This window comes from Streptomyces flavidovirens DSM 40150 (genome assembly GCF_000429085.1).
GTDB classification, from domain to species: Bacteria; Actinomycetota; Actinomycetes; order Streptomycetales; family Streptomycetaceae; genus Streptomyces; species Streptomyces flavidovirens.
In genome coordinates this window covers 40,881-55,662 of the sequence record NZ_AUBE01000022.1, presented here as the reverse complement: position 1 = coordinate 55,662, position 14,782 = coordinate 40,881, and the positions used below count along the sequence as shown (strand labels likewise).

Annotated in this window: 15 protein-coding genes; 7 read left to right on the top strand and 8 right to left on the bottom strand. The window is 70.8% G+C overall.

From position 1 onward, the window contains the following. Positions 1-19 precede the first annotated feature (19 nt). Positions 20-1,768, top strand: a complete 1,749-nt coding sequence (locus G412_RS0124375; RefSeq protein WP_028814377.1) for a sodium/solute symporter — start codon at positions 20-22, stop codon at positions 1,766-1,768. Continuing rightward, positions 1,765-3,027, top strand: a complete 1,263-nt coding sequence (locus tag G412_RS35785; RefSeq protein WP_051338583.1) for a sensor histidine kinase — start codon at positions 1,765-1,767, stop codon at positions 3,025-3,027. The genes G412_RS0124375 and G412_RS35785 overlap by 4 nt, the downstream gene beginning before the upstream one ends. Here G412_RS35785 and G412_RS0124365 read toward each other — a convergent pair. Together G412_RS0124365 and G412_RS0124360 are read right to left on the bottom strand one after the other, a co-directional pair. Continuing rightward, entirely contained in the window at positions 3,003-3,464 is a 462-nt protein-coding gene (locus G412_RS0124365; protein ID WP_051338589.1) for a hypothetical protein, read from the bottom strand. The two genes, G412_RS35785 and G412_RS0124365, sit on opposite strands and share 25 nt — an antisense overlap. A gap of 235 nt (positions 3,465-3,699) precedes the next feature. Then, positions 3,700-4,242 (bottom strand): sigma-70 family RNA polymerase sigma factor, encoded by a 543-nt coding sequence (locus tag G412_RS0124360; protein ID WP_028814375.1) that lies wholly within the window; start codon positions 4,240-4,242, stop codon positions 3,700-3,702. Between the two features lie 272 nt (positions 4,243-4,514). On the opposite strand from G412_RS0124360, the gene G412_RS0124355 reads away from it, so the two are divergent. Beyond that, the gene (locus G412_RS0124355; protein WP_028814374.1) at positions 4,515-5,696 is read left to right on the top strand and encodes a CapA family protein; all 1,182 of its coding nucleotides are present in this window, start codon (positions 4,515-4,517) and stop codon (positions 5,694-5,696) included. 72 nt (positions 5,697-5,768) lie between these two features. Here the strand turns inward: G412_RS0124355 and G412_RS0124350 are convergent, their stop codons facing one another. Continuing rightward, positions 5,769-7,208 carry an amino acid permease gene (locus G412_RS0124350; RefSeq protein ID WP_028814373.1) on the bottom strand — a complete coding sequence of 480 codons (1,440 nt, stop codon included), beginning with the start codon at positions 7,206-7,208 and terminating at the stop codon, positions 5,769-5,771. 135 nt (positions 7,209-7,343) lie between these two features. Then, positions 7,344-7,805, bottom strand: a complete 462-nt coding sequence (locus G412_RS0124345) for a universal stress protein (protein ID WP_028814372.1) — start codon at positions 7,803-7,805, stop codon at positions 7,344-7,346. 107 nt (positions 7,806-7,912) lie between these two features. Between G412_RS0124345 and G412_RS0124340 the strand changes: the two genes are divergently transcribed. Continuing rightward, positions 7,913-8,764, top strand: a complete 852-nt coding sequence (locus tag G412_RS0124340; RefSeq protein ID WP_028814371.1) for a polysaccharide deacetylase family protein — start codon at positions 7,913-7,915, stop codon at positions 8,762-8,764. Between the two features lie 29 nt (positions 8,765-8,793). Here G412_RS0124340 and G412_RS0124335 read toward each other — a convergent pair whose 3' ends face one another. Further along, positions 8,794-9,456, bottom strand: coding sequence for a class F sortase (locus G412_RS0124335; protein WP_028814370.1), 663 nt, complete (start codon positions 9,454-9,456; stop codon positions 8,794-8,796). 311 nt (positions 9,457-9,767) lie between these two features. On the opposite strand from G412_RS0124335, the gene G412_RS0124330 reads away from it, so the two are divergent. Further along, positions 9,768-10,253, top strand: coding sequence for a hypothetical protein (locus G412_RS0124330; RefSeq protein ID WP_028814369.1), 486 nt, complete (start codon positions 9,768-9,770; stop codon positions 10,251-10,253). A 94-nt stretch (positions 10,254-10,347) separates the two neighbouring features. On the opposite strand, the gene G412_RS0124325 is transcribed toward G412_RS0124330, so the two are convergent. From G412_RS0124325 to G412_RS39800, 3 genes are all read right to left on the bottom strand, one after another. After that, positions 10,348-10,884, bottom strand: coding sequence for a hypothetical protein (locus G412_RS0124325; RefSeq protein WP_028814368.1), 537 nt, complete (start codon positions 10,882-10,884; stop codon positions 10,348-10,350). Positions 10,885-11,053: 169 nt separating this feature from the next. Further along, the gene (locus G412_RS0124320; RefSeq protein ID WP_028814367.1) at positions 11,054-11,818 is read right to left on the bottom strand and encodes a bestrophin-like domain; all 765 of its coding nucleotides are present in this window, start codon (positions 11,816-11,818) and stop codon (positions 11,054-11,056) included. 15 nt (positions 11,819-11,833) lie between these two features. After that, on the bottom strand, positions 11,834-12,430 hold the full coding sequence (locus G412_RS39800) for a hypothetical protein (protein ID WP_208857927.1): 597 nt from the start codon (positions 12,428-12,430) through the stop codon (positions 11,834-11,836). 225 nt (positions 12,431-12,655) lie between these two features. On the opposite strand from G412_RS39800, the gene G412_RS0124305 reads away from it, so the two are divergent. Next, complete coding sequence (locus tag G412_RS0124305; protein WP_028814365.1) at positions 12,656-13,654, top strand: SCO0930 family lipoprotein; 999 nt, start codon at positions 12,656-12,658, stop codon at positions 13,652-13,654. A 230-nt stretch (positions 13,655-13,884) separates the two neighbouring features. After that, positions 13,885-14,697, top strand: coding sequence for an SAM-dependent methyltransferase (locus tag G412_RS0124300; RefSeq protein ID WP_028814364.1), 813 nt, complete (start codon positions 13,885-13,887; stop codon positions 14,695-14,697). Positions 14,698-14,782: the final 85 nt, after the last annotated feature.

The window sequence follows — 14,782 nt, the reverse complement described above, 5'->3', positions numbered from 1 at the left end:
TTCCCGGAAGACCACCCCGGTGAACCAGGCGTACGCGGTGGCCGCCGTCACCGTCGTCGTGCTCGCCACCGTCCTCATCGGCGCGCTCGGCCTGCGCATATCCCGTACCACCTCCGACTTCTACGTCGCCTCCCGCACCGTGAAGCCGGGCCTCAACGCCGCCGCCATCAGCGGCGAGTACCTCTCCGCCGCCTCCTTCCTCGGCATCGCCGGCCTGGTCCTGCTCCAGGGCCCCGAAATGCTCTGGTACCCGGTCGGGTACACCGCCGGGTACCTCGTCCTCCTCGTCCTGGTCGCGGCCCCGCTGCGCCGCTCGGGCGCGTACACCCTCTCCGACTTCGCCGAGGCCCGGCTGGAATCGCCGCAGGTCCGCAGGCTCGCCAGCCTCTTCGTCGTCGGCATCGGGTGGCTCTACCTGCTGCCGCAGCTCCAGGGCGCCGGCCTGACCCTGGAGATCCTCACCGGCGCGCCCGACTGGGTCGGCGGCCTCGTCGTGGCGCTCGTCGTGACCGGAGCGGTGGCGGCGGGCGGCATGCGCAGCATCACGTTCGTGCAGGCCTTCCAGTACTGGCTCAAGCTCACCGCACTGCTGGTCCCCGCCCTCTTCCTCGTCGTCGCCTGGCTGGGGGACGACGCGCCGCGCGCCCGGTTCGCCGAGCCCGCCACCTTCCGCGAGCACACGAGCGTACGGGTCGACGACACCGTACGCATCGATCTCGACCGCCCGCTGCGCGTCACCGTGACCGGGACCGTCGACGACCGCCGCCACGACCGGGAGCCGGTCGCCCTCGACGCGGGCGTCCACCGCATCGGGGCGGGTACGGAGCTGGGCTTTCCCGCGCACGCCCGGGTCCCGCAGAAGGCGGGCAGCGAGCGGACGGGGGCTTCGAGCTGGTCCCAGCCGCTGGCCAGCAGCCGCGAGGAGCACCCGCTGTACGCGACGTACGGGCTGATCCTCGCCACCTTCCTCGGCACCATGGGCCTGCCGCACGTCGCCGTGCGCTTCTACACCAGCCCCAACGGCACCGCCGCCCGCCGCACGACCCTCGTCGTGCTCGGCCTGGTCGGCGCGTTCTACCTGCTGCCCCCGGTGTACGGCGCGCTCGGCCGGATCTACGCCCCCGAGCTGTCCCTCACCGGGGAGGCGGACGCGGCCGTACTCGTCCTCCCGGACCGGATGATCGGCGGCGTCGGCGGCGACCTGCTCGGGGCGCTGCTCGCGGGCGGCGCGTTCGCGGCGTTCCTGTCCACCGCGTCGGGGCTGACCATGTCGGTCGCGGGCGTCCTCACCCAGGACGTCCTGCCGTCCCGAGGAGTACGGCACTTCAGGCTCGCCACCGTCATCGCCATGGCCGTGCCGCTCGGCTTGAGCATCGTGACGGTCGACGTGCCCGTCGCCGACGCCGTGGGTCTCGCCTTCGCCGTGTCCGCCTCCTCGTTCTGCCCGCTGCTGGTGCTCGGCATCTGGTGGCGCGGGCTCACCCCGCCGGGCGCGGTGGCGGGGCTCGTCGTGGGCGGCGGGGCCGCGCTGACCGCCGTCATGGCGACCAGGGCCGGGCTGCCCGCGGACGGCTGGTCGCACTCGCTGCTGGCCTGGCCCGCCGTCTGGTCGGTGCCGCTCGGGTTCCTGACGATGGTGCTGGTGTCACTGGCGACCCGAGACCGCATACCTGCCGGGACGGCCGCCACCCTGGCCCGGCTCCACCTCCCGGAGGACCTGATGGCGAACGACAGCACCGGCGTGAGCGGCGGAGCGCGGCAGCGATGACCGGGATCGAGATAGCGGCGCTGGCCGCCGCGGGCGCCGTACTCCTCGCCGCGGGCATCGTCCTGGGACGCGTCACCGCCCGGCACGGGCTCGGCGAGGATCTCGACCTCGGTACGCCCGTCGAGCGCGCCACCTTCCACACCCTGCACACCGCCTCGCTCGCCGCGCCCCCGCTGCGCGCCGGTCTCACCGAGGACACGGCCCGCAAGGCAGCCCGCCGGCTGCGTTCCCTGCTCGGCACGGAGGCGCTGTGCCTCACCGACCGCGAGCGGGTGCTCGCCTGGGACGGGCCGGGCGGCGCCCACCACGGGGAACTGGTGATGCGACGCGTACGGGAGATGCTCGACACCGGGCGCAGCCAGAGCGTACGCAGCGACTGCGACGACCTTCAGTGTCCGCTGCGGTGGGTGGTCATCGCGCCGCTGACCGGCGAGGAAGGGGTGCTGGGCGCACTCGTCGCGTACGGGTCACGGGAGTCGGCGGTGCTGGTCCGGGCGGCGGCCGAGGTGGCCCGCTGGGTGTCCGTACAACTGGAGCTGGCCGAGCTGGACCGCTCACGCACCCGGATCGTCGAGGCGGAGATCCGCGCCCTGCGCGCCCAGATATCCCCGCATTTCATCTTCAACTCGCTGGCCGCGATCGCCTCGTTCGTACGGACCGATCCCGAGCGTGCCCGCGAACTGCTCCTCGAATTCGCCGACTTCACCCGCTATTCCTTCCGCAGGCACGGCGACTTCACGAATCTCGCCGACGAACTGCGCTCCATCGAGCAGTACCTGGCGCTGGCCGGGGCCCGCTTCGGTGACCGCCTGAAGGTGACTCTCCAGGTCGCTCCCGAGGTGCTGCCCGTCGCGCTGCCGTTCCTCTGTCTTCAGCCGCTCGTGGAGAACGCCGTCAAGCACGGTCTTGAGGATTCCAGGGACGAGTTCAAGGTCACCATCGCGGCTCGGGACACCGGCTCCGAGGCCGTGGTCGTCATTGAGGACAACGGCGTGGGCATGGACCCACAGCGGCTGCGGCAGATCCTCGCCGGCGAGCACACCACGTCCTCCGGCATCGGCCTGTCGAACGTCGACGACCGGCTGCGGCAGGTGTACGGGGACGACTACGGCCTGGTGATCGAGACGGGCGTGGGCGCGGGCATGAAGATCACGCTGCGGTTCCCCAAGTACCGCGCCGGCGTGCATTCGGCGGCGCCCGCCGGGCCCGGCCGTGATCCAGGTCGCGATCCGGGTCAGAAGAGGTGGATGGCGAGATGACCGAGGGGCAGCCCGAGCTGCCAGGCCGGCGTCCACACCTTCTCGCTCTCGTCCACGCCGAGATCCGCCGCCCGGTGCGAGGGGATCGCGCCGCCGAGGTCGGCCGCGAGGAGTTCCGTGCGGCTGAGCCACCGCCATGATGCCAGGGCCAGTTCTAGATCGGGGCTGATCCCTTCCCGGCGGCGGTCGGCGGCGGTGCGCTCGGCGAGTCTTTCCCGTACCCAGGTCTCCCAGGGATGGCCGTACGTGGTGAGCGAGAGCCATTCGTCGAGGCGGGTGACGACCCGGATGCCGGACAGCTCGTCGGAGCTGTCGGACAGATAGATGGTGAGCGCCAGGGTCTCGCGGCCCGCCCGGAACTCGATCGTGCCGGGCGGGATCAGGTTGCCCGTACGGAGCAGCTCGTCGGCGATGTACTCGGCGTACAGCCAAGCCATCGGTACCGCGAGCCTGCCTCCGCTGGTGCCATTCGTACTCTCGGGCAGCACAGCACTCCACCTTCTCCCGGACTGGTCTGTTCTGTTTCTTCGGGGCACCGCCGAGCCTTCACTCTCAGAGACGCACAGCGTGCCGTCTTTACTCAACTTGACGCTGCGGTTTCGAAATCGGCCCGCTCTGCACGGGTACGGAGGGTGAAGACCTGCCCTGCGGGGCGGGTGGGACGAGAGTGCCTCAGGCGGCGTCGCGACCGTACCCGGGAAGCACCTTCCGCAGCGCGCGCAGAGCATAGTACGTACGGGACTTGACCGTGCCCGCCGGTATGCCGAGCGCTTCGGACGCCTCCGCCACGGACCGGCCGCGGAAGTAGACCTGGGTCAGCACCTCGCGGTGTTCGCCCCGCAGCGCCTTGACCGCTCGGCGCACGTCGAGCGCGGTCACTGAGCGTTCCTCGTGGTCGTCGGGGAGCGCGGACTGCTCCAGTACGCCGTCGCCGACCTCGTGCGGCCGGGCCCGGCGGGCACGCCCGGCGTCGATGGCGAGCCTGCGGCCCACCGTGAAGAGCCAGGGGCGCATCGAGTCGTGGTCGCTCGCCAGCGCCTCGGGATGCTGCCAGGCCCGTACCAGGGTCTCCTGGAGGAGATCCTCGGCGCGCTGCCTGTCCCCGTACGTCAGGCCCAGGAGGAAGCCGAAAAGCGCCTTGCCGTGCTCGCGCTGGAGGTCGGCGATGGCTCGTTCGTCGGTGTGCTGCTCGATGGAGGAAGTGGAGGAAGTCACCGTTGACGCCCCTTCGGGAGACCGGGTGGCCGATGGCCTGACGGCGGCGAAGATAACCGCCGCCCGCCCGGTGCGCGGCGGTGCGGGACGCGGCGGCCGAACGGGCGGCAGGGGCCGTGCGGTGAGCGGTCGAACGGTGCGACGAGTGGCACGACGAACGGTCGTCACCGCGCGTCTGTTCCAGTGACGGCAACGGCCGTGGTCCTTGACTTACCGACAACGCCCCTATGGATTCATTTCAGCAAAAGTCATACAAGCTGAAAGTCGGTTTGATGGTGAAGCGAAAACTGCACGGGGCGGCGGCCATGGCCGCGGTGCTGATCGGGAGCGTCACCGCATGCACCGGACCACCGACGCAGTCCCTGCCGCCGGGCTCAGAACGCCAGGCTCCGCTGGCTGCCGGCAGCGGTCACGACGAGCAGCGCGGCTTCACCCTCGTCGCATCGGGCGACGTACTGCCGCACGCGTCGATCATCCGGCAGGCCGCCGCCGACGCGGGCGGCAACGGCTACGACTTCGCGCCGATGCTGGCGGGCGTGAAGTCGGTCGTCTCCGAGGCCGACGTGGCGATCTGCCACATGGAGACGGTGTACGGCCCGGACGGCGGCCCGTACACCGGATACCCCAACTTCAAGTCGCCTCCCGAGGTGGCCAAAGGCCTGAGCTCCACCGGCTACGACTCGTGCTCCACCGCGTCCAACCACAGCCTGGACGACGGAGCCCAAGGGATCGACAGGACGCTCAACGCCCTCGACAAGGCCGGTGTCCGGCACGTGGGCTCGGCCCGTACGGAGGCCGAGTCGCGCGAGCCGGCCTGGCTGAAGGGCGGCAGCGCCAGGGTGGCCCAACTCGCTTACACCTACGGCACGAACGGCTACCCAATGCCGGAAGGCCGCCCGTGGGCGGTGAACCTGATCGACCAGGAGAAGATCGTCGCCGACGCCAGGGCGGCCAGAAAGGCGGGCGCCGACGTGGTCGTCGTCTCGATGCACTGGGGCACGGAGTGGCAGGACGACCCCGACGCGCAGCAACTGCGGCTGGGCAAGGCGCTCACCGCATCCAAGACGGGCGAGCGCCCCGACATCGACCTGATCATCGGCACCCACGCGCATGTCCCGCAGGCGTATGAGAAGGTCAACGGCACCTGGGTCATCTACGGCATGGGCGACCAGATCGCCGGTGAGATGGTCAACCACTCGGGCGCGTACGACCCTCGCGGCAACCAGGGCACGATCGGCCGCTTCACCTTCGCGCCGCCGGAGCAGGAGGGGCAGCGCTGGGAGGTCAGCAAGGCGGAGTTCATCCCGCAGTGGTTCGACACCAAGGCCGGGCGCGTGGTGAACCTCAACGCGGCGATCGCGGGGGGCGCGGACCATGTGGCTGTGCGGGACCGGATCCGGGACGTCGTGCTGAGCCGGGGGGCGGGGGAGCAAGGACTGGCGATGGGCCAGTAGCCCCGGCGACGGACCCCGGACGCCCTGCGGGCGTGGGGACCGGGGTCCGGGGCGGAGCCCCACGCTCGTCCGCTACTCCTCGCCCCGCTCCTCCGCCGACGGCCGTGGTGTCTTCGCCAGCGCCGACTTCCGGTACGAGTAGGCGAAGTAGATGATCAGGCCGAGCGCGAACCACGCCGCGAAGCGGAGCCACGTCTGCCACGCCAAGAACGTGATCAGCCAGATCGAGAACACCACCCCGATCGCCGGCACCAACGGCATGCCGGGGGTGCGGAAGCTGCGCGGCAGCTCCGGCCGCCGGTAGCGCAGCACGATCACCGCCGTGCACACCACGGCGAACGCCAGCAGGATCCCGATGTTGGTCAGTTCGGCCGCTTCCCCGATCGGCAGGAAGCCGGCGATCAGCGCCGAAGCGATCCCCACGATCCACGTCACCCGCACCGGCACGTGCCGCGTCGGATGCGTCTTGGCGAACCAGTGGGGCAGCAGCCCGTCGCGGCTCATCGAGAACCACACCCGCGTCACACCCAGCATGAACGTGAACATCACGGTGAGGATGCCGATGATGGCGCCCACCGCGATCACATCCGCGAGCGCGCCGAGGCCCACCGACTGGAAGGCCGTGGAGAAGCCGCTCTCCGGGTCGACCTCCTTGTAGTTCTGCATGCCGGTGAGCACCAGGGTGGCCAGCACGTACAGCACCATCGAGATCGCGAGCGAGTACATGATCGCCTTCGGCATGTGGCGCTGCGCGTCCTTGGACTCCTCGGCCGCCGTCGACATGGCGTCGTACCCGAAGACCGCGAAGAACACCGTCGCCGCGCCGGTGAACGCACCACCGACCCCGAAGGGGAAGAAGGGGCTGTAGTTGCTGGTGTTGATGTGGAAGACACCGACGCCGATCACGAGCAGCACGACCAGGACCTTCAGCACCACCACGACCGTCTCGAAACGCGCCGCGCTCTTGATGCCCAGAGTCAGCAGATAGGCGATGAACAGGCACAGCACCGCCGCGAACAGGTCCACCCGGTGGCCGTCGCCGGTTCCGGGCGCGCCGAGCATCCAGGTGGGCAGCTCGGCGCCCAGGTCCTTGATCAGGAAGTTGAAGTAGCCGGAGATCCCGATCGCGACCACCGCCACGATCGCCGTGTACTCCAGCAGCAGGTCCCAGCCGATGAACCAGCCCGCGAGCTCACCGAGGACCACATATCCGTAGGTGTACGCCGAACCGGCCTTCGGGATCATGCCCGCGAACTCGGCGTACGAGAAGGCCGCGGCCGCGCTCGCCACACCCGCGATCAGGAAGGAGATGAGGACGGCGGGGCCGGCCGTACCGTTGGCGACCGCACCGGCGAGGGTGAAGATGCCCGCGCCGATGATGCCGCCGACGCCGATCGCGGTGAGCTGCCAGAGCCCGAGTGTCCTGGTCAGCCGTTCGCTCGCGTCGCCTTCTTCGATCTGTTCGATGGGCTTGCGGCGCAGTACGCCCTGTCCCGTCCGCAGTCCGGCCATGAGTCACACCTCCGCAGAGACCAACGGCTGATGGCGGCTCATGATGGCCCAGGTGCGGGCGTGACGAAAGGTGACGTACGCCAAGTGGACTCCTCGGCGTACGGGCCCCGCAGCGGCGTCCGGGCCCCGCGGCCGCTACGGCACGACCGTGACCGGCCAGCGCCCCGCCTTCACCAGACGCACCGCCACCGAGCCGATGAACCGGTGGCCCGCCGACTCCGACGCCCCGACGACCACCGCGTCCGCCTTGAGCTCGTCCGCCGCCGTCACCAGGCCGTTGTACGGGTCGCCGCGGAACGTGTGGAACTCCCAGCGCACCTCGAAGGTGCCCTTCGTCCGCTCCGCCGCCGCACGGACCTCCGCCATCAGGTCCTCGGCGATCTCCGCGGTCGTACCCGCGACCGGCACGCCGAGCGAGGCTCCCGCCGGCATCAGCGGCTGTACGTACACGAGAGCCAGCAGCGCGTTCTGCCGCCGGGCCAGGCCCGCCGCGTACGCGGCCGCGCGCAGCGAGGAATCCGATCCGTCCAGGCCGGCGACGATCACCTTGGGGCCGTCGGTGCCGCGTTCGAATTGATGGCGTTGCTGCTCCGTCACGGGAACGAGGCTATCCGGCACCGACCGGCTCGTCCCATCGGGTACTTCGGCTCCCGCCGCCGGTGTGGGTGGGGCTCCGGCGGCTGCGGCCGTGCGAGCTATTAGTCATGAAAAAGGATCAGATGCTTCGGGAGCGCAGGGCGATACTGCGCCTCGCCGCCTGCCTCGGAGCGGCCACCGCCGCAGGGTTCCTCGGCCCGGACACCACCCAGACGCCGGGACGCCACGCCTCGGGCCCGCCGCCGCCGGCGGAGGGGCCGCAGGCCGGTGCGCCGGTCAGGGCCTCGGCGTACCGGCTGCGGCCCATGACGGCGTACACACCACCCCGGTTCAGCCCCGCCCGGCCGCCGGTGCGCCGCAAGCCCTTCCTGCGCATGGCCGGGATCGGCCGCGGCATGGTGCTGACCTTCGACGACGGGCCCGACCCGCGCTACACCCCCGACATCCTGCGCACGCTGCGGCGTTACGACGTGCGCGCGATGTTCTTCGTGTGCGGGGAGATGGCGGCCGAGAACCGTGACCTGTTGCGTGAGATGGCCGAGGAGGGCCATGTCGTCGGCAATCACACCTGGTCGCATCCGCTCGTCCCACGGCTGTCACCGGCGGGCATCCGCGCCGAGCTGGGGCGTACGAGCGACGTGGTCGAGCACACCATCGGGCACGCACCCGCCTGGTACCGCGCGCCGTACGGGGCCTGGAACCGCCGCTCGTTCGAGATCGGAGCGGAACTCGGCATGGAACCGCTCGGCTGGACCCTCGACACGCTCGACTGGCGCGAGCCGGGCACCGAGGCCATCGTCCGTAGGGTGCGCGGCGGCGCGGGCCCCGGTGTCGTGGTGCTCTCGCATGACGCGGGAGGAAACCGGCGGCAGAGCGTGGAGGCGCTGCGGACCTATCTGCCGGAGCTGCTCGACGCGGGGTACCGGATCACGGTGCCGAGCGCGACTCCTCGGGAGTGAGTTGAACACCTGGCGCGGTCGCCACTCGCTCAGCGGGTGGCGACCAGGTGGGCGAAGACGACGACATTGCCGGTGTAGCCGTCCGCCTTCGAATAGCCGCCGCCACAGGTGATCACGCGCAGCTCCGGCCTGCCCATGTCGCCGTACACCCGGACACCCGGAAACTCCTCCTTGGGGAAGACCTCGACGCCGTAGACCTCGAAGACGGCGGCGCGGCCGTCGTAGCGTGCCACCTCGATGCGCTGGCCCTTCTTGAGCGAACCCAGGTTGTAGAACACGGCGGGCCCGACGGCGTTGTCGACATGGCCGACGATCACCGAGGTGCCCCGCTGGCCGGGGGCGACGCCGTTCTGGTACCAGCCGGCGAGGTTGGGGTCCTGCGGTGACGGTGCGTCGATCCAGCCCTGGTCGTCGAGCCCCACGTCCACGATGGGCGCGTCGACGCGGATGTCGGGGAGCCGGATGCGGGAAGCCGGGGCGTACGGCAGGGGCTGGACCGGGGAGGTGTGCGAGGTCCGGGCGCCGTCGACCTCGGAGCGGCTGTTCAGGGCGGCGGCCGAAGCGGGCTGCGGGGGGCCGAGCGACGCGTCGGTGCCGTTGCGCATCAGCGCCAGGCCGGTGAGCATGACGAGGGCCAGGAGCCCCCACGGCGAGCGCTTTCTCGGCTCGGAGCCGGTGTACTCCTGGCCCATGGTGCTCCCTTCGACGCGTCTGTACGGACGCTAAGCGCGCGGGGTGGGGGCGGCGAGACGTGAAGGGCGAACGGGTGGCGCGGCGCCACCGCGGTGACCCATCCGGGGTAACTCGTCGTACAAGATATCTGACGGTCTGTGACCTGCGACTCCGTCAGGTCCGGGCCCGCCACCCCGGCGTGTCGCCTCACCGGGGTGGACCAGCCCGAAATGCGGTAATAGCGCGCGCCGGTGAGTGTTCGTCATGGGAGGCGTTCTCGTCGATCTTCCCGGAGCACCGCTCCGGGGCGCCGTCCCATGGAGGTTCTACGATGCGTGCTTCACGCGCCTGCCTGGTGACGGCGGCGGCCTGCGCCGCGGTCGGACTCGCCGCCCCGATCGCCACCGCCACCAATGGCCCGAGCAACGTCAACGTCAACCCGTACCGGGTGCACCAGGGTGCCGTGCTGACGATCAGCGCCTCCGGGTGCGGTCACGGCGGCACCGTCACGTCCCACGTCTTCCACCGGCCCGCCCATCTGCCGGCGAGCGACACCACGTCGTACGCCACCGCCAAGATCAGGCACAACGCCACTCCCGGCAACTACCACCTGGCCGTCAAGTGCAATGACAACCCGAGGATGAAGACCCACCAGTTCACCGTCGTCGCGGGTCGCGGCACGATGGGCGGTATCGGTGGATCGCTCGGTGCCTCGGACACGGAGATGAAGGTCGGGGCCGGTCTCGTCGCCGTGGCGGCGATCGGCGGCGGCCTCTTCATCGCGCGCAGGCGCCGCCTGAACCGCGCCGAGGTCTGAGCGCCCGGCCGCCCGGAGGCCCGTGCCCACGTGAACGCCCGTCGCCCCGCGTCCTTACGAGGACGCGGGGCAACGGGCGTACGGGGCGGTTCGGTCAGTGCTGGCGACTGCTGCTGCGCCGGCGCAGTACGAAGACGACACCACCGGTGGCCGCGACGACCAGCGCCGCACCGGCGGCGATCTCTCCGGCGTTCATTCCGCCCTGGCTGCCGCCCACACCACCCCTGGCGGGACCGGCGGGGGAGCGGGTGACGGTGGCGGTCGGGCGGGGGGTGAAGGTGCGGGTGGGCGGGGCGCCGGTGATGGTGAGCTGCGAGGTGGTCTGCCGGCCGTCGTTACAGGTGTACGTCACCCTGTACATGGCCCCACGTTTCGCGTCCCAGTCGACCGTGGCGGTCGCCATGCCGCCCGGAGGGATCTTGACGAGGCCGAACACGGCCGAAAACGCATCCGCTTCGCCGTCGCACCCCGAGAGGGACAGGGTGACCTGTCCGCCCGGGGCGATGGTGGATGGCGTGGCGGTGCCGACGAGCGCGGGCACTTTGTCGTCGACCGCCGAGGCGGCCGGGGCGGTGAGCGAAAGAGCGGCGAGGCCGAGCGCGGCGGCCGATGTCACACGTATCGCGCGCATGGACAATCCTCCGGGTCCTCGAGGAGCAGCGGCGGAATTTTTATCCACACATGGCAGGAAATGCGCCTCGATACCCCGAACGCTAGGAGCAGTGGCGGCGACGCGCGATCACAGTCGCGCAAATGGGGTAGGCGCGTGGCGCCACCCGGTGGACCACCGGAGAGCCCGGCTACCCGGTCGCGTTCGGGAACAGGTCCAGGAACGGGCCGGCGGTGGCTGAGAGGCCGCGGCCGAAGGGGGCGTCGAAGTCCCAGATGAGGAACAGCAGGAAGGCGATCAGGGCGCTGTAGAGACCGGCCAGCAACAGCTCGCGTCCCGTGCGGCGGATCTGGAGGGCGAAGATCAGGCCGACCGCGACCAGGGCTCCGATGATCAGGCCGAACCACACGACGCCGGGCATGGTGGCCTCCGCGCCCTGGCCCCGCGCGCCCCGGGCGTCGTCCGCGGCGGCCACCTGGTCGACCAGGGGCTGGTACGCCTGGCCCTCGTGGTCGGTCTTCGGCACGTAGTCGGTGACGTCGCGGCGTACCCGGTCGAGGAGTTCGGTACCGCGTTCGGTGAGACTGCCGTGGTCGGCCATGTGCCGCCATTCGGTGGTGACGACGTACGTGACGTACGCGTCGACATCGCCGCGGATACGGGCCCGGACCTCGGCGGGGTACACCGACGAGCGGGCGCTGACCTCGTGCAGCGCCTGGGCCTCCTGGCGTACGGATTCCTGGGCGGCGCTGCGGCCCTCCCAGACGCCGGCGATGGCGAGGCCGAGGACGATCGCGTAGACCACGCCGATCATCATCGTCATGTACTCGATGACGTCCGGGGTCTCGGACGGGTCGTCGTCATCGCCGACGCGGCGGTGGTTGATCACGGTGATGGTGAGGACGACCGCGCAGGCGGACGCCATCGCGATGCTCAGAACGAGCCATTCCGACATGGGATTCTCCGTCGGTTAGCGGGAGCGTGGGCGCAGTACGGCGGCGGCGAACACCGCGGGGGCCGTGACCAGGAGGGTGAGCGAAACCAGGGACGGGCCGCCGCGCGGCTCCTGACGGGTGGCCTTGCGGTACACGGGGACGGCGACCGGCTTGGGGGAGGGCGGCTTCGGCTTGGCGGACGGCGTGGGCTTGGGCTTGGGCTTGAGGGAGGGAGCGGGCGTGGGCTTGGGCGCGGGCTTGGGCGCGGGCGGCGGCGCCGGGGCGGGTGGTGGTGGCGGAGGGGGCGCCGGAAGCGCCGGTTCGGGTTCGACGGGCGGTGGCGGTGGCGGTGGCGGGGGAGGAGGCGGAGGAGGTGGCGGGGGAGGAGGCGGAGGAGGCGGTAGCGGGGGCGGTGGCGGTGGCACTGGGGTGGGGGTCGGCGGGGGCTTCGGTTTCGGGCCCGCCGTGCAGGTCGCGCTTCCGCCCACGGCGACCGCCGAGCCCGACGACAGCTCACCGCCGCGTGAGATGGAGGCGTACGAACAGTTGTCGGCCGCGGCCGGTACGGGACTCACCAGCAGCCAGATCAGGGTCACGACGCCCAACAGGCGCCCCAGGAGCGGAAGGTGCACGTCCGGGAGCATGGTCCGGGCGGGCCTCCGCTACGCGCCGTCCGGCCCAATTCCCCTGATGGCAGGACTTTCGCGGCTTTGCGTTTGAGATCGCCTTCCCCGTCGCGAAGGTCATTACGAAATTTCTGCGAAGGCTTTGAACACCCGGGCACATCCCGCCCGTACCTAGGGCCATGAGCGACGCACTGGAGCGTCGCAACACACCCTCGGTGCACAGGAGTCCACATGAAGACCTGGCGGAACGTCTCGCTCGCGGTGACGGCGGCGGCTGTGATGGCGCTGACGACGGCGTGCGGTCAGGACAAGGTGACCGAATCCCCCAATGGCCAGGCCGTGGGCAACGCCAACCCCGCGCAGCAGCCCGCCGACAGCGGTTACGGTTCCGACAAGGGCGGCTACGGTGACGACGCCGCCGGCGGCGCGGCCGCCGCGCCCAAGGCCGCGGGACAACTGTCCGTCTGGGACAGCAAGAAGCTCGGCAAGGTGCTCACCGACAGCGAGGGCTTCACGCTCTACCGGTTCGACAAGGACACCGCCGGCCCGCCGAAGTCGAATTGCGAGGGCGACTGTGCGAAGGCCTGGCCGGTCGTGCCGGCGAGTGACGCCACGGCCGCCCCCGGTACCGACGCCTCGATGCTCGGCGAGGTGGAGCGGGCCGACGGCACCAAGCAGCTCACCGTCGGCGGCTGGCCCATGTACCGCTTCGCCAAGGACACCAAGCCCGGCGACGCCAAGGGCCAGGGCGTCGGCGGAACCTGGTTCGCCTCCGCCCCCGACGGCAAGAAGGCCGCACCGGGCGCGGCGGGCGGCGACACCGGCGCCGGTGACGCGGGCGAGGCGGGGGCCGCGAACCCCGCCGACCTCGCGGGCATGTCCGTACGCAAGGACGCCAAGCTCGGTGACGTCGTGGTGGACTCCAAGGGCATGACGGTCTACCGGTTCAAGAAGGACTCGGCCTGGCCGATGAAGACCGCCTGCACCGGCGCCTGCCTCGACAAGTGGCCGGTCGTCCCGCCGGTCGACAAGAACGACACCGAAGGCATCCTCAAGAAGGGCTTCGTCACCTTCGACCGCCCCGACGGCATCAAGCAGCAGACAATCGACTGCTGGCCCCTCTACACCTTCTCGGGTGACGCGAAGCCGGGTGACACCAACGGTCAGGGTGTCGGCGGCACTTGGTACGCGGTCTCGCCCGAGGGCAAGCTGGTCGGCGCGCCCAAGTAGTTCCGGCAGCGTCCCCGCGCTGTGGCGCCCGGCCACCCCGGCCCGTCCCTCCGCCCCGTGCGGCAGGGGCGGGCCGGTCGTTTGTGCCGCACATGCCTGCGGCGTGTGACCGAGAACGGACCGCCAATTTCCGTTTTTGCTCGCTCTGATGCCTGCCGATCAGTAGCCTCGGCTCGAACACCGGTCTAGGTCATGACCGGATGTCCCCTGGCGATGAGTTGGAGAGATTGATGGAGCGACCCGCCTGGGCACCACAGGGCATCGACCTCACGGTGCCGAGCGTGTCCCGGATTTACGACTTCTACCTGGGCGGTTCGCACAACTTCGAGGTCGACAGGGAAGCGGCCCGCAAGGCAATGGAGTTCATGCCGGGCCTGCCCAAGATCATGCAGGCGAACAGGGCGTTCATGCGCCGCGCGGTGCGCTTCGCGGCTGACGAGGGCATCACCCAGTTCCTCGACATCGGATCCGGCATCCCGACCTTCGGCAACGTCCACGAGGTCGCCCAGGCGGCCAACCCCGAGGCCCGCGTGGCGTACGTCGACCACGATCCGGTCGCCGTCGCGCACAGCCGGGCCGTGCTCGCGGGCAACGACCGGGCCGGCATAGCCGCGGCCGACCTGCGCAAGCCACAGGACATCCTGAGCAGCCCCGTCGTCGGCGGACTCATCGATTTCGACCGCCCGGTGGCGCTGCTGCTGGTGGCCGTACTCCACTTCGTCGAGGACGCCGACGACCCGCAGTGCGCGGTGGACACCCTGCGCGACGCCCTCGCGCCCGGCAGCCTCGTCATCCTCACCCACGCCTCCTACGAGGGAGTCCCGCTCCCCGAGGAACAGGTGGGCGGCACGGTCGGGGTCTACAAGAGCATCAAGAACCCGCTGGTCATGCGCCCGCGCGAGGAGGTCGCGCGGTTCTTCGAGGGGTACGAGATGGTCGAGCCGGGACTGGTCCCGATGGCCGAGTGGCGGCCGGAGACCCCCCTCTCGCAGGAGGATCCGTTCGCCTTCTCGGGCTTCGCAGGAGTGGGACGCAAGGCGTGAGCGTGCCATCGCAGGCACCGGGGCCCGGCTCCGGACGGGAGGCGGGGCGAGCGGCCGCGCGCGGCCTCGACGACCGTGGTGACCG